An 18,598-nucleotide genomic window follows, 5' to 3' on the forward strand; every position below is an offset into this window, starting at 1 on the left:
GTAGACAACACGGCGGTAGCCGACACGGCGACGCGCCGCCACGACTCGGCGACTCCCATGGATTCATCCGACACCCGGGCAGACTTGCCCGAGCACTCGAATCGACGATGGTCGAGGCTGGCCGGTGGCCGCTGGACCACATTTCTCGTGCGTGCGGCCCTGGCCATCGTGGCGGGCGTGGCAATGTGGTCGGCGTTCCCGCCACGCAACTGGTGGTTCATGGCCGTCATCTCGATGGGCCTTCTTTTCCTCGCGCTCTCCGGACCCATCCGCGCCCGCGTCGGTGCACTCGTCGGATTCATCTATGGGCTGGCGTTCTACATCCCGCTGCTGCCGTGGATCGGGGTGTACGTCGGCCCTCTTCCGTGGATCGCCTTGTCCGTCGTGCTTGCGGTGTTCTCGGCACTCTTCGGTGTGTGCGCAGTGTGGACCATGAGACTCCCGTGTCCACCGTTGTGGTTTGCGCTGTCGTGGGTCAGCGTCGAAGCTCTGCGTTCGTCTGTTCCGTTTGGCGGATTTCCTTGGGGGAGAGCCGCGTTCAGTCAGGTCGACGGTCCGCTGCTCCCGCTCGCGTCGATCCTCGGGGCGCCGGGAGTCTCGGCCGCCGTCGCATTACTCGGCGCATCGATCGCCTGGCTTGTCGTCGTTCTCGTCACCCGAGTCGTCAACGGCAGCGGATCGGTCGCACGAGCCGCGGCGTTGGCGGTGGTGCTTGCCCTTGTCGGGCCGATCGCCGCGATAGCCCTGACACCCGACACCCTCGACCGCAACGTCGCGTCGTCGTCGGTTCAGGTGGCAGCGGTGCAGGGGAACGTGCCCCGACTCGGCCTCGACTTCAACGCTCAGCGCAGAGCTGTCCTCGACAATCACGTTCGGGAGACCATGCGGCTTGCCGACGCGGTGCGCGCCGGAACCGCCGAACAGCCCGATTTCGTCGCGTGGCCCGAGAATGCGTCTGACATCTCGCCACTCACCAACGCCGACGCGGCACAGGAGATCACCGACGCATCCATCTCCGTTGGTGCGCCGATTCTCGTCGGGACTCTCGTGATGAACTCCGACGGTCGGCCCACGAACTCCGTCCTGGTGTGGGACGGCGCAAAAGGTCCCGTTGCGCGCTACGACAAGCACATCGTTCAGCCGTTCGGTGAGTATCTGCCCTGGCGATCGTTCTTCAGCATGTTCTCGTCGTACGCGTCCATGGCGGGCAACTTCCGTCCGGGCACCGGCCCGTCGGCGATCACCGTGCCCGGGCGCTCCGGGAACGTAGAGGTCGGTGTCTCCACCTGCTGGGAGATCGCATTCGACAGGTCGGCTCGGGCCGCCGTCGACGATGGCGCGCGCATTCTCTACGTCCCGACCAACAACGCCACCTTCGGCAGGACGGACATGACCTACCAGCAACTCGCGATGTCGCAGTTCCGCGCCGTCGAACACGGCAGGGCGGTCGTCGTCGCAGCGACCAGCGGCGTGAGCGCGATCATCGAACCCGACGGATCCATCTCACACGAGTCGGGCGTGTTCACCCCGGCGGTGCTCTCAGATCGCTTACCGTTGCACTCGGCCAAGACCGTCGCGACCGTTCTCGGGGCGTGGCCACAGTGGATCATCGTCGTGGTGACGGTGGGTGGGCTTTTGGTCGTGCTGTCGCGTCGTTATAGGTTCACTCTCGGGCCTCGCAAGGTCGGCGTCGGTGGCACACCGGCAGCACAGGGTGATGTAAGGGAGTCGGAGGAGCGTGGTGACAACGGGTAGCGAAGGTGCGACCAGCCAAGACGAGGGCGGAATCGTCGCATCCGACGGCTCACGCGCACTGGTCGTCATCCCCACGTACAACGAGCGCGAGAACCTTCCCCGAATCGTGTCGAGGGTCCAGGCAGCCATGCCTGGCGTCCACGTACTGGTCGTCGATGATTCGAGTCCCGACGGCACCGGCGATGTCGCAGACGAACTCGCCGCCGGCGACGACAGCGGCCGTATCCATGTGATGCACCGCGTGGAGAAGGACGGCCTCGGCAAGGCTTATCTCGCAGGTTTCGCATGGGGCCTGCACCGCGATTACGCGGTCATCGTCGAAATGGATGCCGACGGCAGCCACGCACCTGAGCAGCTGTATCGCTTGTTCGACGCGGTGAACGAGGGCGCCGACCTCGCGATCGGGTCGCGCTACGTTCCCGGCGGCAAACTCGTGAACTGGCCCAAGTATCGCGAAGTCCTCTCACGAGGTGCCAACACGTATGCGCGCCTGGCGCTCGGCGCCAACGTGCACGACATCACCGCCGGCTATCGCGCGTACCGCCGCAAAGTGCTCGAGACCATCGACCTCGATACGGTCGAGTCGGCGGGCTACTGCTTCCAGATCGACCTGGCGTGGCGCACGATCCAGGCCGGATACGACGTTCGTGAGGTTCCGATCACCTTCACCGAGCGCGAAGTCGGTTCGTCGAAGATGAGCGGTGGTGTTATGGCCGAGGCATTCACCAGCGTCGCACGCTGGGGCATCGAGAACCGCCTGCACAAGATCGGGCTGCACAAGCGAGGCTGATGGCCCCAACGGTGCACAGCGACAACTGAAGCACGAAACACATCAGCCGGGTGGAGTCATGTGACTCCACCCGGCTGATGTCTGGTTCAGGACGCGAACGTCAGTTGGTGACTCCGCGACGACGCTGCTTGAGAAGGTCGAGCCGCTCATTGAGCAGCACTTCGAGCTCCTCTTCGCTGCGGCGCTCGAGCAGCATGTCCCAGTGCGTGCGCGGGGGCTTGACCTTCTTCTCCTCGGGCTCTGCACCCTCGAGGATCGTGCCCTCCATGCCGTTCTTGCACGGCCACTTCGACGGAACCTCGGCGTCGTCGGCGAAGGGGACGTCGAAGATCTCTCCGTTGTCGGTCCGGTACTGGACGATTCGTCGCGGAGCGAGATCGTGATCACGATCGGTCTCATAGCTCACCGCGCCGAGGCGGCTGCCCCGAAGTACTCGATCTGCCATTTGGCGGTGTCCTCTCGTTTCTCGAGCGTTGTCGAACGCTCAACACTCCTATTCTACGCGCCGACGGCGCCACATCCGCACCACCGGTGACTCCCGGCCGCGTGCCGCCACCTGAACCTCGACGACCAGACTTGGGTACGGTCATGAGCGTGGAGCACACGACGAGCGGTACCACCCGATCACGGCGTCGCCCGTACGCCTGTGCCTGGTGCGGCCAGTCGATGGTCGACTCGGAGCATGGACGTCGGCGCAAGTACTGCAAGCGGTCGTGCCGTCAACGCGCCTACGAACAAAGAGCGCTCACCGAGGGCACTTCTATTCCCTCCGACGCCGTGATTCTGACTCAGGCCGAGGTGAGCGACTTCGGTGATCGACTCTTCGCGCTGCGCTGCGCTGCGGAGGACCTCGCGACGGCGGTGGACGAGAACGCTGACACGAGTACCGTCGCCGAGTTGGCGGAAGAAGTCGTGACCCTGGCCAAGGACGCCGAGCGACTGCGTTGATAGGTCGCATCTTCGGGCTGTCGATAGTCGTCACGGTCCTCGCGCTCGTCGTCGCGTTCGTCTACGGCGGGTGGGAGGCGGTGGCACTCGCCGCGATACTCGGTGTTCTCGAGATTTCCTTGTCCTTCGACAACGCAGTCATCAACGCGACCGTGTTGGAACGGATGAGTGCGTTCTGGCAGCGCATGTTTCTCACCGTCGGCATGATCATCGCCGTCTTCGGGATGCGCCTGCTCTTCCCACTCTTGATCGTCTGGGTGACCGCGGGCCTCAATCCTGTCGAGGCGTTCCGACTCGCGATGAACCCACCACCCGATGGCGCCGAGCAGTTCGCCGACGGAAGTCCGAGTTACGAGACGATCCTCACCGACGCACATCCACAGATCGCCGCGTTCGGCGGAATGTTCCTGTTCATGCTCTTCCTCAACTTCATCCTGAGCAATCGCGATCTGACGTGGTTGACGTGGCTCGAGCGTCCGCTGTCGAAGATCGGACGACTCAGCGCGCTTCCGGTCGTCCTCGCCAGTGTGACCCTTGTGCTGGTCGCCGAGTTCCTCGCGCCCGACGAGATCCGCTCCACCGTCCTCATCGCCGGAATCCTCGGCATGGTCACGTATCTGATGGTCGACGGGTTGAGCGCACTCTTCCAATCCGATCCCGACCTGCGCGACAGTGGTCCGTCCGGCGCGGCGAAAGCGACGGGCAAGGCGGGATTCTTCCTCTTTCTCTACCTCGAGGTCCTCGACGCATCGTTCTCGTTCGACGGTGTCATCGGCGCGTTCGCGATCACCGCGGATCCGATCATCATCGCCTTGGGACTCGGATTCATCGGCGCGCTATTCGTGCGGTCGATCACGATCTACCTGGTCCGTACCGGAACGCTGGCCTCGTATCGCTATCTCGAGCACGGCGCCCACTGGGCTATCGGCGCTCTGGCCGTGATCCTGCTGCTGAGCATCGAGTTCCACATCAACGACGTCGTGACCGGACTCATCGGCGTCGTGTTCATCGGCGCCGCATTGTTCAGCAGCGTCGTCGCGAACCGCCGCGACCAACGCCGTGCACTTGCCGCACGTCGCTGATCACTTCTTCTTCTTGCCGCCTTGTGAGACGTCGTCGCCATTTGCCGCGCGCAGCTTCTTTCCTCGGCGTTGGTACATCACGACGAAAATGGTGAGCAGGATGGCCACGACCACGGCGATGACGACACCCCACGCACTGGCCGCGCGGAATCCCGGCGCCCGGACATTGAGGATCTGTTTGCCCACTTCGGCCGCGTTGTTGTTGCCGAGATGGATGCTCAGTGTCAGCAGATTGGGGATCGCGACCACGACGCCGATCACCACGCACAGGATCGAGAGGAGGTTCTTCATCCGGCCCCGCAACGAGACCGCAAGCACGAGCATCGATATCGGGATGAACGTGCAGACGAACCCGATCGACAGCCCGCTGCCGATTCCGCGCCCCATCGATCCGTCGACGTTGCTGCCGATCTGCTCAGCCCACCAGCGCGGCAGGAACGCCGCGAGTATGAAGTAGATGACCACCGCGATGGCTATGGCGATCGCGACGAAGAGGAACTTGCGCGCCCCCTTGGCGAGACGGTCGGAGAATGTCGGCTGAGTCTGCGCCGACGTCGAACTGACGGTCACGTCTGTGTCGCGCCCCGGTTCGGGCGTCGACGAGACAGAAGCTTTGTTTGCCGAGTGCTCAGCCATGGTTCTCAGCATAGGGCGACGACACTCGGATCCGAGGGGGTCTCGACCCTCTGGCGCGTCCGATTACAACTCGTTACCTTGCGGTGGCCCAGCGTTTTTGCGCCGGATGGCGAAATGGGTGTCCATGGCGGCGGGCCGAGTGTAGAAAGGACGTTGACAGCGGTGGGCTCGCTTTCCAGATCAGGGACAACGGTATTTCACCGAAGCCGTTCCGCATCCTTCACATCCAATGATCGACACAGGTCACAGCACAAGAGTGGTAGTTTTATGGATCCGACGCAGCGTCAGATGCTCGACTTCGAGCAGAATTGGTACGCACTCGGTGGGGGTTCGTCGCGCGAGATCAGCTCGCAGTTCGGGCTGTCCGACCGTGACTTCTTCACGCAGGTCCAGCACCTGCTGAATGCCGAACCACCGGCTACCCTTTCGAAGGGTCAACTCGCTCGGATGCGCGAGGTCGTCCGCAGCAGAATCTGGATGGCTCGCTGAGGTCGACGGCCCGCTTACGCATTCGTGGGGTCACGTCCGACGAAAGGAGTTGTGGTGCCGCCGTTCGCCGACGACGAACTCGACGAGTTCTACCGGCGTATCGAGGCGGGCACCCAGCAGCCCAGCCGTAAGCGTTCGTCGCCCACTCAGTCTTCTCGGACATCGAGGACGCCCGCCTGTCCGACACCGGAGAAGGACGCCTACCGTGACGTCCATGAGGTCGACGCCGCGGTGAGCCGCATCCGTGCGGCCGGACGCACGGCCCCGGTGCTGCGGTCCTACGAATGCATCTGCGGCTCTTGGCATCTCACAAGCAGAGCAGTGGACATTCCGGACACACGGCGTAAGCGGAAACGGTCGTGACCCTCGTCGAACTGGCGGTAGACGATCTCACCGCAACCACCGACGCATACCGGCGCCTTCTGGCTCGCAACGACAGCGCAGCCGAGTACGCCACGTCGAACGCCACCCTGCGACTCGACCGCAGACACCTCGGGCACCGCGTACTGTTCGACGTCGCAGACGTGTCGTCGTGGCAGACGCTGCTGGAGCGACGCGGTCTGGCCACCCGCAACGACGCCACCGCTGTCCAAGTCGATGGCCTTCCGGTCGGGGTGACCGAGCACCGCGCTTCCGGAGCCGAGGCCGCACCGAACGCATGCGACATCGAGGGCATTGACCACATCGTGTTCCAGGCTGCGGGCCGCGACCACGCGGTGGCATTGTTCGGCTCGAGTCTCGGCCTCGACTTCCGTCTCGACAGACCCGTCGCCGATGGCCTTCGGCAGTTGTTCTTTCGCGCGGACGACCTGATCGTCGAAGTTCTCGTCACGCCCGATGGCGTTCCGAGGACATCCCCGCCCCTCTCGCTGTGGGGGATCGCCTGGGCGACAACCGATATCGAAGCAACGCAAGCCCGACTCACCTGCGCGGGTTTCACCGTGTCGCAGGTTCGCACGGGACGCAAACCCAATACGCGGGTCGCGACGGTGCGGTCTCCGGCTCTCGCCACGCGCACCTTGATCATCGAACCCACTCGATCAGTCGCAGCTAAGGAGTCGTCGTGAGCCAGACGAGCCGACCAGACGGGCCAAACCGGTTTCAACGGGTGGCCGGCGTGGTCAACAGGACGGTCGTCCTCCCACTCCTGCAGATTCCTCTACTCAATGGTGTGCTCGGTCGTGCGTTCACCGAGGTGTCGTACACGGGCCGCAAGACGGGCAAGCACGTGACCTTTCCGGTGAACTACGTCCGATCCGGCGACTCGGTCACGATCGGCGTCGCCATGCCCGACAAAAAGACCTGGTGGCGCAACTTCACCGGCGACGGCGCACCGATCACGCTGACCCTCGACGGCGAGCGCCGAACCGGGCACGCCGTCGCGTCAAAGGACAGCAACGGATCGGTGCGGGTCAAGGTCTCCCTCGACCACAACGATTCGCACTGAGTCAGCTCCGCCGCACATCGTTGTTTCTCAGCGCGCTCCCGCTCCGCCGCACGCTTCCGCTCCGCCGCACGCCACCGTAGATGCCGCGCCTCACGATGAGCGGCTGTAACAGCGTGTCGACGGTCCATCGCGGAAATCGGAAGCGAATTCCGTTGGGGGAGAAGACGTCCAATCCATTGTCGCTTGGCCCGAACACTGATCCCCACCGGTGCTCGGCCGGGTGATATCGGCGAGTCTCGCAGCCGTCGAGATGAGCGAGAACGTTGCGCGCCACCAGACGGTCGGCGCGGTTGCGAGCCGAGCCACGCAGGGGATCCGTGTCGGCGACATCCCCGACGGCGAACACTCCCCGGTACCCGGGCACTCCGAGGTCGGCGTCGACGCGGACGAATCCTCGGTCGGTCAGCATGTCCGAGGGCAGCCAGGCTGTATTCGGTGACACTCGGCCGACGGCCCACACGATCGCATCCGCGTCGACCGCCGCTTGTCCGGTGAGGCAGGTGATCGAGCCGGTGCCGATCTCTCCGAGATCGGCGTCGGTTGGCAGGACCGCCCTATGTCCACCGTGTCTGTCGACACCCAGGGACTCCAGTCGTCTGGCCACCTTGTGGCGCGTGCGGTCGTGGTGTCGGGGGAGGGGTAGCTCACCGGGATGGTAGAGAGCGACCTCCTTCTGAGGCCAGCGTCGACGCAGTTGGGCGGCAGAACTGCATGCCGCGGCACCCCCACCGACTATCGCTATGGTCTGAGAGTGCGCCAAGCGCTCGTGCACGCCGTGTAGACCGATGTCGACGTCGTCGCCGTCTTCGAGGACTGGCTGGCGCCAGAATCCGTTGGCGACGCCCGTCGCGATGACGAGCGCGTCGTAGGTGATTGCCTCAACCGTTCCCGACGGCGTGCGCAGGCGCAGCGTTCGACGATCGTGATCGAGGTCGATGATCTCACCATGACGGATGTCCACCGGATCGAGTCGACGCATCCGACCGAACTCGACGCGATAGTCGCGAGCCCACCGCTCCGGGTAGGCGATCCGCAGCCCGACTTCCTGGCCGCTCACCAGCGCGGGCCGCATCGAGACTCCGACGACGCTGCTGCGGCGGGCGAGGTGCATCGCGGTGAGCACGCCGGAATCGCCCATACCTGCGACGACGACACTCCGCGTCCCCCGGTTGTGGGCGAGCGGCACTGCTGCACTCACCCGGGTCGCCCCGCACCGTCGGCGGTCCGGGAACTGAGCCGGGGAAGCGGCAGAAATTTTGGCACACGATCGATGACGTCGGCGTAGGACGGACGTCGTTCAAGACTGCGCTCTTCCATCATCGGAATGCTCGCCCCGAGGAACATGGCGAGCATCGCGCCCGCACCCACCCACAGCCACCACGCGTCCGCGGGCGCAGCGGCAATGCCGAACAGCAGGATCGACACCCAGAACATGAACTCGCCAAAGTAGTTCGGGTGCCGCGACCACGCCCAGAGACCGATGTCGACGGTCTGACCGGGCTCGCTCGACCGCCGGAACAGTCTCAACTGTCGGTCGGCGATCGACTCGAGTGCGATCGCCGCGAGACCGACGACGAACGCGACAACGCTCAACCACATCAGCCCGGCGTCGGCCCTGGTGAGCGCGACGTACGCCGGGATCATCGCGAGAAACACCTGCAACGTGGGGATGAGGTGAATGGCGAAGAGGTCGGCGAGGAAGGAGAACTTCCCGGCACGTCCCCGCACCAGCTCGTAACGCCAATCCTCGTGGACCAGCCCGGGAAACGACCTGACCCAGTTCGCCGTCAGCCGCACGGCCCAGACCACGAGAACGATGCCGAGGAGTGCGCAACGCCACTTCGCTTGGGAGCCACCATGTATGGCGTCGCCCGCGAACCACCAGTACAGGGCCAGAAATACCGGGACGACACTCCAGTAGGCGTCGTAGCAACTCGAATTACCGACCGCCCGGCTCACCACGAAGATGACGAGCGTGGCGAGTACATCGGCAATGAGCGTGTCCGCCCACAGTTGCCCGACACTGGGTCCCCATGTCAACCACAGCAACGCCACCGCCAGGGCAACGACGTACGCGGCGGTGATCACCACCAACGACGCTCGTCTCCCCATAAGAGGGATGGTGTCAGGCGACGCCCCACTTCGCGGCGTTTTGGCTGCGACCGGGCGGCAGCGCGCGTCGGGGTCGCAGGTGCTCGAGCAGCCAGCGGTAGACGTCGTCGTCGTTGAGGAGGGTGAAATGGCTCGCCCCACCCAGATGCAGTCCGTGCTCGGTAGTGAATCCGACGCTGCGAGCGCGACTTTCGCCGCGACCGCTGGGCGTCAGCACCAATCCGTCGCCGATGAACCTGCCCAGGGGATGGTTGGGATCGCGCGTCAACGATGCGGTGACGAACAAATGTCGCGCCTGTGGCAGCAGCGGTACCGCGGTGGCGGGATGCTGCCGGAAGGCATCCGGATCCCTCCCACTCCAGTCGTCGTCGACAAGACTTCCGTGAAAAAGGTCGCGCACTCCTGCGCTGCGTCGTCCGAGCAGGTTGCCGAACGGGGCGGTCACCGAAACCGACCTGAGCGCTCCGGCCGCAAAGTGCACAGTCCGAGCCAGCGGAGCCCCGAAATGTGGCGTCCCCAAACTCACTGTCTCCGTGACCAATCCGCACCAGTACGCGTCCTGGGTGGCGGCGCTGTGGCAGGCGCTTCGGATGATCAACCCGCCCATCGAATGTCCGATCAGGGTCAGTCGCGACACAGGCACCGGCCATTGGAGCGTCAGGTCATTGAGTAGTGCGGCGAGTTCGCGCCCGTTGTCGCTGATGTGGCGCCCGGTGTTGAATCGCAGCCGCACCTCGGTCGCGCCGATATCGGTAGCGAGCCGCTCGCCATACGTCGGGCGGTTACCTCTGCGCCACGCGTGCTCGGACTCCATGAGGCCGTGCAGAAAGACGACGATGTGCCCGGTAGCCTCCGGAAAAGCCGCGCGGAGCGCTTCGGCCTCGACCGCCACCGGCATACCGTCGACACGGATCGACATCGGCTGCGCGAGCGGCGAGCGCTGGTCGGCGAGCGAGTCGCCGATCAGCCCGTCGAGAATGGCGAGCACCAGCGCGCCCCGTGAACCCTCCGATGGCGAGTGGCGTGGTTCCGGGAGTGTGGCACCCACCTCGGCGATGGCTTCCAACATTGCGGACAACGACTCGTAGGTCGTGTCGGCTATTGCGTCGTGGACCAGATGTGCCGATCGACTCGACGATCCGCCGAGTCGATCGGTCACCGCAAACACACGATCGGTTACCGCACGATGCACTTTCGCGACACCGCGGATAGCTCCCGCCAGTTCACTGCACCCCAATTGCGCCAGCGCCGCCAGTTCGGTGGGGGCGACTTTCTCGGCTGTGGTCACAACCCACAGAGTACAACTGTTCACTCACTTGCGGGAGCCCTCGAAGCAACCGCCAGCCGAGCACACAGGCAGCTCACGCGTCGACGGTCTCGCGGTAGCCGAACTCGACGACATCGACGTCAGAGACGTGCGTGCGGCGCTCACGCCTCAGGCCAAGGCCGTAGAGCACCAGACCACCGAGAAGCCAGCACCCGAGCACGATGAGCGGATGTGCAATGGCGTTGCCGTTGAAGAATACGACATCCCGCAGGAGCGATCCCGTTGCGCCCGGCGGCAGGAGCTGGCCGATCGCGCCCCACGGGGTGGGCAGTAGTTCAGGGGCGCTCGAGAGTCCGGACAGCGGGTTGCCGAGGAGTATCAGTGCAATGGCCGCGACGACCAGACCCGGACCCCCGAGCGCTTCACGAAGGCCGAGCACCGCGAAGCACGTGGCCGCGATTCCGAGCATCGCCGCCAGCGACGTCAGCCAGTAGTTTCCGTCGAACGTCCCGACAAGGAACTGCAGAATCGCGATCAGCGCGAAGCCGCCGACGACCGACACACCCAGCGCCGCGATAATCCGACCACCCGCCGAACTGATCACGAGCATGATCACCATCGCACTGATCCAGCCCCCGAGAGCCAGGGGAAGAGCGCCTGCCGCCAATCCGGCACCGCGCGGGTCCTTCGCCGGGAAACTACGCACATCGACGACCTGAGTTTGTGCGCGAGTGGCGTCGGCGACACCTTGTCCCATCGTTTCGATCATCGTTGCCACCGTTGGACTCGCCGCAGAGGCGACGAGCACAGTGAGGTCCGCGCCGGGCTTGACGACCAGCGCGCCGTAAATTGCGCGCGTCTCGATCGCGTCGCGCGCAGCCACCTCGTCGGAGTATGCCGTGACGTCGAACGAGTCACCGGTGAGGCGATCGACCTGACTGACCACCTGCTCAGACCCGACGACCCCGATCGGAACGTGATGAGGCGCCGACCGCGCAGCGGGAAGCGCGAACATCGTGACCATCACCGACAACAGGACTGCGGTTCCGAGCACGACCGCAATCACTTTGACGGGCGCCGGTGGACCCTTCTTTGCAGGGGTATCGGTCACGGGGATGTCGGTCGCACTCGTCGCACCGGACGTCGTGGTGGTTTCATCGGCACTCATGGCACCTCCCTCGAATTAGATACGGTTCGTTTCTTAGCAGAGTAGGACGATCCGATAAGATACGCAACGTATCGGAAGGAGATTATGTGACCAGACGTCGCCGTGGCACAGAACTCGAAGCAGACATCTTCGAGGCCGTCCGTGCCGAGATCACCGAACGCGGATACGCCGGCCTCACCTATGAGGGGGTCGCGGCTGCCGCCGGAACGAGCAAGACCGTCCTGTACCGACGCTGGGACACCAAGGTCGAGATGGTCATGGCAGCGATGGTGGACGTCGCCCGCGAGGTTCTGACCGTCCCGGACACCGGATCGCTCGCCGACGACCTCCGGATGGTCCTTGCCCGCATGCGGGTGCGGTTGGCCGAGGTGGGTCCCCGGACGATCCGCTCGCTGCTCGCGGATCTGCCCGAGGGTTCCACGGGTTCTGTCATCGGACTCATCACCACGCATGTCGACGAGGTCATGGCTCCCGTGCTCGAGCGCGCTCGCCGACGGGGCGAACTCGGTCCGCACGCGCTTCCGCCTCGCGCCGCGTCTCTCCCTTTCGATCTCGCCCGGCACGAGGTCTTCATCACCGGCAACATGTCCGAGGACACCATCGACCAGATCATCTCGGTGTGCGTGATCCCGCTCTGGACGACCTGGACAAATACTCCCGAGTCCGATACTCCCGAGATCGACCGCCACATGACTTCGTCGAGAGGGATGACCCACACATGAGTTCGTCAGCACCGCCGGCCGCCGCCGATCGTCACGACGAGATACGTGTCGTCGGCGCACGGGTCAACAATCTCAACGACGTGACCGTCGTCCTTCCCAAGCGACGCCTCACCGTCTTCACCGGCGTGTCCGGTTCCGGCAAGAGTTCACTCGTCTTCGGCACGGTGGCCGCCGAGTCGCAAAGATTGATCAACGAGACCTACAGCGCATTCGTTCAGGGATTCATGCCTTCGTTGAATCGGCCGGATGTCGACGTCCTCGACGGACTGACGACCGCAATCATCGTCGACCAGGAGCGTCTCGGTACCGACCCGCGCTCGACTGTCGGAACGGCGACGGACGCGAACGCGATGCTCCGCATCCTCTTCAGCCGACTCGGGACTCCACACATCGGTTCGGCGCAGGCGTTCTCGTTCAACGTCGCTTCTGTCAGTGGCGGGGGCTCCGTCACGACAGAGAAGGCGGGCCGAAAAGTCAAGGAGCAGCGGACTTTCGAGGTCGTCGGCGGAATGTGCCCTCGATGTGAGGGCAGGGGATCGATCTCGGATTTCGACCTGACTGCGCTCTATTACGCCTCCAAGTCCATCAACGAAGGCGCGATCACGATCCCCGGCTACAGCATGGATGGGTGGTACGGGCGCATCTTCCGCGGCTGCGGCTTCTTCGATCCGGACACACCGATCGACAAGTTCACTGCCCGCCAACTCGACGCCCTGCTGTACAAGGAACCGACACGCATCAAGATCGACGGCATCAACGTCACCTACGAGGGCCTCATCACCAAGATCGGAAAGTCGTTCCTGGCCAAGGACAAAGACGCGCTGCAACCCCACATACGGGCATTCGTCGACAGGGCGATCACCTTCTCGATCTGTCCGGACTGCCAGGGGACGCGACTGTCGGAGAAGGCACGAAGTTCGACGATCGGCGGTGTCAGCATCGCCGATGCGTGCGCGATGCAGATCACCGATCTCGCCGACTGGGTCGGCTCGCTCGACGAGCCGACACTCGCACCGCTGCTCGAATCCCTGCGCGCCACGCTCGATTCGTTCGTCGACATCGGTCTCGGATATCTCTCGCTCGACCGCCCGTCCGGGACGCTGTCGGGTGGAGAGGCGCAGCGTACCAAGATGATTCGCCATCTCGGGTCGGCGCTGACCGACATCACCTACGTCTTCGACGAGCCGACGGTCGGGCTGCATCCACACGACATCGACCGTATGAATCGGCTTCTCCTGCAACTGCGGGACAAGGGCAATACGGTGCTGGTCGTCGAACACAAACCCGAGGTCATTGCCATCGCCGACCACATCGTCGACCTCGGACCACGCGCGGGGACCGGTGGGGGCAACGTCGTCTTCGAAGGCGGTGTCGACGACCTGCGCGCAAGCGACACGTTGACCGGACGCCACCTCGACGACCGCGCCACCCTCAAACCGCAGGTGCGGGAGCCCAATGGAGCGTTGGAGATTCGCGGCGCGCGTTCGCACAACCTGAAGGACGTCGACGTCGACTTCCCGCTCGGGGTCCTGTGTGTGGTCACGGGCGTCGCCGGCTCCGGGAAGAGCTCTCTTGTCGACGGATCGCTATCGGGCCGAGACGACGTGATCACCGTCGACCAATCCGCCATCAAGGGTTCGCGGCGTAGCAGCCCGGCGACGTACACGGGCCTCCTCGAGCCGATCCGGAAGGCGTTCGCGAAGGCAAACGGAGTGAAACCTGCTCTGTTCAGCGCCAATTCGGAGGGTGCGTGTCCGAACTGCAAGGGAGCGGGTGTCATCTACACCGATCTCGCGATCATGGCGGGAGTCGCCGTCACGTGCGAGGTGTGCGAGGGTAAACGATTCCAGCCCGGGGTACTCGACTACACGTTCGGCGGTCGCGACATCTCCGAGGTCCTCCACATGTCGGTCGATGCGGCGCTCGAATTCTTCTCCGCAGGTGAATCGAAAGTGGCTGCGGCACAGAAGATCCTGGAACGGCTCGCCGACGTCGGACTCGGCTACCTCACGATAGGACAACCGCTCACCACGCTCTCCGGCGGGGAGAGACAACGGCTGAAACTCGCGACACACCTCGGGGACAAGGGCGGGATCTTCGTCCTCGACGAGCCGACGTCGGGTCTGCATCTTGCCGACGTCGAGCAACTGCTGGGGCTCCTCGACAGCCTCGTCGACGGTGGTAGATCGGTAATCGTGATCGAGCATCACCAGGCGGTGATGGCTCATGCCGATTGGATCGTCGACCTCGGTCCGGGCGCCGGTCACGACGGCGGGCGGGTGGTATTCGAGGGCACGCCGGCCGATCTCGTCTCAGCACGTTCGACGCTGACCGCCCAGCATCTCGCCGACTACGTGAAGAACTGAACCGCCCGACTCACCCGGCGCTACGGTGTCTCATCCACCCGGGGCGTCGTTGACGACTCCGGCCAGCGAGTCGCGGTCGGCGACGTCGAGTTTGATGCAGGCGCGATAGATGTGACCCTCGACAGTCCGTACCGAGACGGTCAGGCGTTCGGCGATCTCGCGGTTGGTCAGGCCGCGACCGATGAGAACCGCGATCTCCCGCTCCCTGGCCGTGATCGGCAGCGGTCGTGCTGTCGCCCTGATGGCGGGAGTCGTCGCGCCATCGCACGCCTTCGACAGCGCGAGAACTCTCGCAGAGCAGGCGGTGGCGTCTCCACGCCGGCCGGCACGGTCGTACAACTGTGCCGCCTGCGCCGCAGCGTCGGCGGCCGACAGCAGCACTCCCGCATCCTCGAAATCATGTGATGCCGCTGCCAATTCGTCCGGATCGCCCGCTGCGTAGGCCGCTGCGTGGCGTGCGTAGACGTGACCGAGCTCGCCTTGGATGAGTCCTGCGAGCTCGGCGAGACGCGGAGCCGTGGTCTTGTCGCCGAAGCGGGTCGCGTGATGCAGGGACTCGGCCTCGAGTGCGAGTTGCCCGGAGTCGTGAGCGATTGCGGCCGCGCGATGCGCGTGATCGATTGCCGCGCGTTCGGCGCCCTGTACAGCGCAGATCCAGGCTTGCGCGAGCACCCGCTGCGAGTCGTGGATCGCCAGGTGCGGACCGCGGTGCTCATCTGCGTCTCGTAGCACCCGTTCGGCTTCGTCGACGTCGTTGAGCGCCGCGTACGCCCGTACCAGAATCAACCGGCCGGGCAAACGCCACGGGAGTGGCTGCTTGGCGTTCAGAGCGGCCAGTGCCTGTTCGAACTCGCTGATCGCCTCACGAAACGAACCGCTGTACGTCGCCGCAACACCTGCCGCGATCTTGGCGATCGCCCACCCGAGGAACTGACCCGAGGAGGAGAACTGCGTGTACTCGGTGGCGCGGTTTCGCGCCTCCTTGAGGTCGCCGACCATCGTGAGCGCCAGGACGTCGCAGTAGCGCACCATGACGCTGATCATCCCGTCCGTCGCCTTTTTCTTCGCACGGGTGCGCTCTGCGTAGGGGGCGTAGTCGCGTCCGCGCCCGGCAATCGACATGGCCAGCCCGGCACCGAAGGCCGCGAAATCGATGGCCTGCGACGGTGCGTTCGGACTCTCGAGAACGTGCTCGGCGAGCGCGATTCCCTCGTCGAGCCGGTTCTCGTGAACGGCCATCGCCGCGGCAACCGCGTCGACGACGAGTCGTAGCGACGGATGCTCGACCTTCTCGTTGAGCAGTTCGAGCATGCGATAACTCTCATCGACGTCGCCGAGCATCCAGAAGATCAGGCTCATGCGCGATACCGCCCACACCACGAGCTCGAACTCATTGAACGACTCGGGCTCGAACTCGGTGAATACAGCGTCGGCCTCGACGACTCGCCCCTGCCACATGATCGCGCGGGAGAGCAGCTCTCCCGCGGTCAGACTGCCGTCGTGCTCGAAGGCGACGCGGGCGAGCCGCTCACCGAGCGGGAGATTGGCCAGGAAGATCGCATCCTTCGCCGCTGCGATGAGCAGCGCGACGTCGACGTCACGGTGCGCGTCGACGCTCAACTGTGCGAGGCGGATACGCTCGGCGGCGGTGTCGGTTGCGTGGTCGCGCAATGCGTCGACGAGTTCGGCGCGTAGCCGTCGGGCCGCGACGCTGCTGATGCGTCGGCGAACCACGTCTCCGTAGAGCGGGTGGGTGAATCGGACGTTGGTCGTGTCGCCGTCGCGAGTTGTCGTGATGAAACCCAGTGTCTCGGCGTCGTCGACCGGTTCCTCGCCGATCAGCCCGATCAGGAGATCGATGTCGATCGGCTCGTACAGCGACAACACCTTGAGCGCATCGACAACGTGCGGACCGGCACGGTCGAGACGGTCGTCGAGCAATGACACCAGGCCGGACGGAACCGCCGTCGGGCCCCGCAATTGCCAGACGCCCGACACCTCCGACAACGCACCCGATTCGACGGCCCCCTCGATCATGTTTCGTAGGAACAGTGGATTTCCGCCGGACGAATCCCAGATGACGTCGGCGCTCAACCCCTCCAACGATCCGCCGAGAACACGTTCGACCAGTTCAGCGCACTGTTCTTTCGTGAGGTTCTGCAGTTCGAGTCGGTGGAGGTAGCCGTCCTTCCACAACGAGGTCACCGCATCGGGCACAGGTTCGCCCGTGCGGACTGTGGCGATGATTCGCGCACTGCGATCAATCGCGATCTGATGCAGCAGCGTCGCCGAAAGCTGATCAAGCATATGGGCGTCGTCTATTCCGATGACCGTTCCGGGCTCGGCGACGAGGGTCTCGCGCGCGGAGACCAACGCCGCTATCGGATCGCGCGACGCGGTAGGAGCTACCCACGGCGCGAAGGCTCCGAGCGGTATGGCGCGCGACGACTCGGTACATGCAGCCCATCGGACAGGCCTACCGAGAGAATCGGTGACCATCCGGGCGAGCGTGGTTTTGCCGACGCCCGCGGGCCCGACAAGTACCACTCCACAGCGATCGCTTGGTCGCAAGAGCGCGGAGCGGATGAACTGTTGCTCGGCGGGCCGGCCGAGGAGTTGCCAGCGCCCTTCCATGGTTGAGCAGTATAGGGCGAATTGCCAGAAATTGAGTCGTGAAGGTTCGAGCAAGGAAACTCACTCGGGGAGTTCGTCCACGCTCGTCGGCTCACACATCGGCGCATTGTTCTTTTGATGCCGGAATCGACTCGACGCATCGTACACGTTGCGCTTGAGGCGGTTAATCGATCCGAGCGGGGTATGTACCTTCAGGCCACGCCAGGAATTGAACGACAGGACGTCGTCGCCGTATGCGCGTCGCTCCGGTGTGTAGGGATTCTGCGTCGGGAATCTGATCGTGGCAACTGTCCGGTGCGGTGACTCCTCCTCCGACCACGCCTTTGTCGCATCGTCGATCGGCATCCGGTCGACATTCGTGCACAGTTGCACCCGCAGTTCATATTCGGCCGGATGCGACTCGAAGAAATCGACGGTCATGTCTTGCAGCGCATTTACTCCGCGATAGTCGGGTGTCGGTTGACCGGCGAGCGCACGAACCTCCGCCGACGACGGCGCGTACAGCATCTTCGCGACATATTTGCCGTAGCGCAGCGGCGCTGACGTATAGAAGGTGTCCCCGAGAATGTGCGTGTTCTCCCTGATGAAAACTCTCAGGGTGTCCGGAAGCGGGCGCCCGATCTTTGTCAGAATCCTGGCGTCGACTGCGGCCAACAAGCGTTCGCCGAACCCGAGAACGGGATCGGAAACACGGGCGAGCAGCACCGCCGTCGGCATGCCCTTGAGGAGATACTCCTTCGCGTCCGCGAACAGGAACTCCCGATGGGTCACCATGATGAAGTCCTGGGTGACCGCGGTGTCGTCGGGCAGGGCACGTTCGGCGGTCGGATCGACGCCGACGACCTTGATCCCCAGGCCGCGCACGCCTCGCATCTGATCGGTACGTATGGCTCCCGACGTGCTCGATAAGCGGGCGATGATCGGGTAGGTCCGTGGTTCCGCGAACAGCCCCTGGGCGAGTTCTTCCGGCAGGTCGGCGTGCACCTCGAGTTCACCGCGTAGGACAGCGTGACTCTTGGCGTGGGCGTCTCGGATGCCGCGCTTGTATTTGGCGTACGCGTGCTCGTTGTTCGTGTGCAGGATCTGCACCATCTTCGCCACCACCTCCGCCTCACCAGGCGGGGTGTCCTCCATCTCCGGCTCCCACAACACGTACTCACGACTCATCGTCACGGTCCTCTC

At 64.4% G+C, this 18,598-nt stretch carries 18 protein-coding genes; 10 read left to right on the forward strand and 8 right to left on the reverse strand.

Going from position 1 to position 18,598, the window contains the following annotated elements:
• Positions 1-57 precede the first annotated feature (57 nt).
• Positions 58-1,755: an apolipoprotein N-acyltransferase gene (gene lnt, locus GOSPT_RS03460; protein WP_051993729.1), complete on the forward strand. Its 1,698-nt coding sequence runs from the start codon at positions 58-60 to the stop codon at positions 1,753-1,755.
• On the forward strand, positions 1,739-2,545 hold the full coding sequence (locus tag GOSPT_RS03465) for a polyprenol monophosphomannose synthase (RefSeq protein WP_005202981.1): 807 nt from the start codon (positions 1,739-1,741) through the stop codon (positions 2,543-2,545). Before lnt ends, GOSPT_RS03465 begins: the two co-directional genes overlap by 17 nt.
• Before the next feature lie 100 nt (positions 2,546-2,645).
• Here the strand turns inward: GOSPT_RS03465 and GOSPT_RS03470 are convergent, their stop codons facing one another.
• A complete protein-coding gene (locus tag GOSPT_RS03470) occupies positions 2,646-2,990 on the reverse strand; it encodes an RNA polymerase-binding protein RbpA (RefSeq protein ID WP_005173696.1) in 345 nt (114 codons plus the stop codon).
• 143 nt (positions 2,991-3,133) lie between these two features.
• Here GOSPT_RS03470 and GOSPT_RS03475 point away from each other — a divergent pair, with 143 nt between their 5' ends.
• Together GOSPT_RS03475 and GOSPT_RS03480 are read left to right on the forward strand one after the other, a co-directional pair.
• On the forward strand, positions 3,134-3,493 hold the full coding sequence (locus tag GOSPT_RS03475; protein ID WP_197494493.1) for a hypothetical protein: 360 nt from the start codon (positions 3,134-3,136) through the stop codon (positions 3,491-3,493).
• On the forward strand, positions 3,490-4,575 hold the full coding sequence (locus tag GOSPT_RS03480) for a DUF475 domain-containing protein (RefSeq protein WP_005202985.1): 1,086 nt from the start codon (positions 3,490-3,492) through the stop codon (positions 4,573-4,575). Before GOSPT_RS03475 ends, GOSPT_RS03480 begins: the two co-directional genes overlap by 4 nt.
• Here GOSPT_RS03480 and GOSPT_RS03485 read toward each other — a convergent pair whose 3' ends face one another.
• Positions 4,576-5,211, reverse strand: a complete 636-nt coding sequence (locus GOSPT_RS03485) for a hypothetical protein (protein WP_141630787.1) — start codon at positions 5,209-5,211, stop codon at positions 4,576-4,578.
• A gap of 267 nt (positions 5,212-5,478) precedes the next feature.
• On the opposite strand from GOSPT_RS03485, the gene GOSPT_RS03490 reads away from it, so the two are divergent.
• From GOSPT_RS03490 to GOSPT_RS03505, 4 genes are read left to right on the forward strand one after another with little or no spacing between them, the layout of a single operon-like run.
• Positions 5,479-5,700 (forward strand): DUF3263 domain-containing protein, encoded by a 222-nt coding sequence (locus GOSPT_RS03490; RefSeq protein WP_005202988.1) that lies wholly within the window; start codon positions 5,479-5,481, stop codon positions 5,698-5,700.
• A 54-nt stretch (positions 5,701-5,754) separates the two neighbouring features.
• The gene (locus tag GOSPT_RS03495; RefSeq protein WP_005202990.1) at positions 5,755-6,063 is read left to right on the forward strand and encodes a hypothetical protein; all 309 of its coding nucleotides are present in this window, start codon (positions 5,755-5,757) and stop codon (positions 6,061-6,063) included.
• Positions 6,060-6,767, forward strand: coding sequence for a VOC family protein (locus tag GOSPT_RS03500; protein ID WP_005202992.1), 708 nt, complete (start codon positions 6,060-6,062; stop codon positions 6,765-6,767). Before GOSPT_RS03495 ends, GOSPT_RS03500 begins: the two co-directional genes overlap by 4 nt.
• A complete protein-coding gene (locus GOSPT_RS03505) occupies positions 6,764-7,147 on the forward strand; it encodes a hypothetical protein (RefSeq protein ID WP_005202996.1) in 384 nt (127 codons plus the stop codon). The genes GOSPT_RS03500 and GOSPT_RS03505 overlap by 4 nt, the downstream gene beginning before the upstream one ends.
• Before the next feature lies 1 nt (position 7,148).
• On the opposite strand, the gene GOSPT_RS03510 is transcribed toward GOSPT_RS03505, so the two are convergent.
• From GOSPT_RS03510 to GOSPT_RS03525, 4 genes are all read right to left on the reverse strand, one after another.
• Positions 7,149-8,345 carry an FAD-dependent oxidoreductase gene (locus GOSPT_RS03510; protein WP_005202999.1) on the reverse strand — a complete coding sequence of 399 codons (1,197 nt, stop codon included), beginning with the start codon at positions 8,343-8,345 and terminating at the stop codon, positions 7,149-7,151.
• On the reverse strand, positions 8,342-9,259 hold the full coding sequence (locus GOSPT_RS03515; protein WP_039854518.1) for a DUF1295 domain-containing protein: 918 nt from the start codon (positions 9,257-9,259) through the stop codon (positions 8,342-8,344). The genes GOSPT_RS03510 and GOSPT_RS03515 overlap by 4 nt, the downstream gene beginning before the upstream one ends.
• A 13-nt stretch (positions 9,260-9,272) precedes the next feature.
• Positions 9,273-10,547: an esterase/lipase family protein gene (locus tag GOSPT_RS03520; RefSeq protein ID WP_039854520.1), complete on the reverse strand. Its 1,275-nt coding sequence runs from the start codon at positions 10,545-10,547 to the stop codon at positions 9,273-9,275.
• A 73-nt stretch (positions 10,548-10,620) separates the two neighbouring features.
• Positions 10,621-11,694 (reverse strand): ABC transporter permease, encoded by a 1,074-nt coding sequence (locus tag GOSPT_RS03525; RefSeq protein WP_005203004.1) that lies wholly within the window; start codon positions 11,692-11,694, stop codon positions 10,621-10,623.
• Positions 11,695-11,780: 86 nt separating this feature from the next.
• Between GOSPT_RS03525 and GOSPT_RS03530 the strand changes: the two genes are divergently transcribed.
• On the forward strand, positions 11,781-12,416 hold the full coding sequence (locus GOSPT_RS03530) for a TetR/AcrR family transcriptional regulator (protein ID WP_005203006.1): 636 nt from the start codon (positions 11,781-11,783) through the stop codon (positions 12,414-12,416).
• Complete coding sequence (locus tag GOSPT_RS03535; RefSeq protein ID WP_005203007.1) at positions 12,413-14,782, forward strand: ATP-binding cassette domain-containing protein; 2,370 nt, start codon at positions 12,413-12,415, stop codon at positions 14,780-14,782. The genes GOSPT_RS03530 and GOSPT_RS03535 overlap by 4 nt, the downstream gene beginning before the upstream one ends.
• A gap of 30 nt (positions 14,783-14,812) precedes the next feature.
• On the opposite strand, the gene GOSPT_RS03540 is transcribed toward GOSPT_RS03535, so the two are convergent.
• Together GOSPT_RS03540 and GOSPT_RS03545 are read right to left on the reverse strand one after the other, a co-directional pair.
• Positions 14,813-17,416: a LuxR C-terminal-related transcriptional regulator gene (locus GOSPT_RS03540; RefSeq protein WP_005203009.1), complete on the reverse strand. Its 2,604-nt coding sequence runs from the start codon at positions 17,414-17,416 to the stop codon at positions 14,813-14,815.
• A gap of 60 nt (positions 17,417-17,476) precedes the next feature.
• Positions 17,477-18,583 carry a catalase family protein gene (locus GOSPT_RS03545; protein WP_005203011.1) on the reverse strand — a complete coding sequence of 369 codons (1,107 nt, stop codon included), beginning with the start codon at positions 18,581-18,583 and terminating at the stop codon, positions 17,477-17,479.
• Positions 18,584-18,598 lie beyond the last annotated feature (15 nt).

Source organism: Gordonia sputi NBRC 100414 (assembly GCF_000248055.1).
Classification (GTDB): domain Bacteria; phylum Actinomycetota; class Actinomycetes; order Mycobacteriales; family Mycobacteriaceae; genus Gordonia; species Gordonia sputi.

Excerpts from the sequence above, each read along its gene's own strand:
- lnt (WP_051993729.1), top strand. The coding sequence starts at position 58 with ATGGATTCATCCGACACCCGGGCAGACTTGCCCGAGCACTCGAATCGA.
- GOSPT_RS03475 (WP_197494493.1), top strand. The coding sequence starts at position 3,134 with ATGAGCGTGGAGCACACGACGAGCGGTACCACCCGATCACGGCGTCGC.
- GOSPT_RS03525 (WP_005203004.1), bottom strand. The coding sequence starts at position 11,694 with ATGAGTGCCGATGAAACCACCACGACGTCCGGTGCGACGAGTGCGACC.
- GOSPT_RS03540 (WP_005203009.1), bottom strand. The coding sequence starts at position 17,416 with ATGGAAGGGCGCTGGCAACTCCTCGGCCGGCCCGCCGAGCAACAGTTC.
- GOSPT_RS03515 (WP_039854518.1), bottom strand. The coding sequence starts at position 9,259 with ATGGGGAGACGAGCGTCGTTGGTGGTGATCACCGCCGCGTACGTCGTT.
- GOSPT_RS03535 (WP_005203007.1), top strand. The coding sequence starts at position 12,413 with ATGAGTTCGTCAGCACCGCCGGCCGCCGCCGATCGTCACGACGAGATA.
- GOSPT_RS03485 (WP_141630787.1), bottom strand. The coding sequence starts at position 5,211 with ATGGCTGAGCACTCGGCAAACAAAGCTTCTGTCTCGTCGACGCCCGAA.
- GOSPT_RS03470 (WP_005173696.1), bottom strand. The coding sequence starts at position 2,990 with ATGGCAGATCGAGTACTTCGGGGCAGCCGCCTCGGCGCGGTGAGCTAT.
- GOSPT_RS03545 (WP_005203011.1), bottom strand. The coding sequence starts at position 18,583 with ATGAGTCGTGAGTACGTGTTGTGGGAGCCGGAGATGGAGGACACCCCG.
- GOSPT_RS03490 (WP_005202988.1), top strand. The coding sequence starts at position 5,479 with ATGGATCCGACGCAGCGTCAGATGCTCGACTTCGAGCAGAATTGGTAC.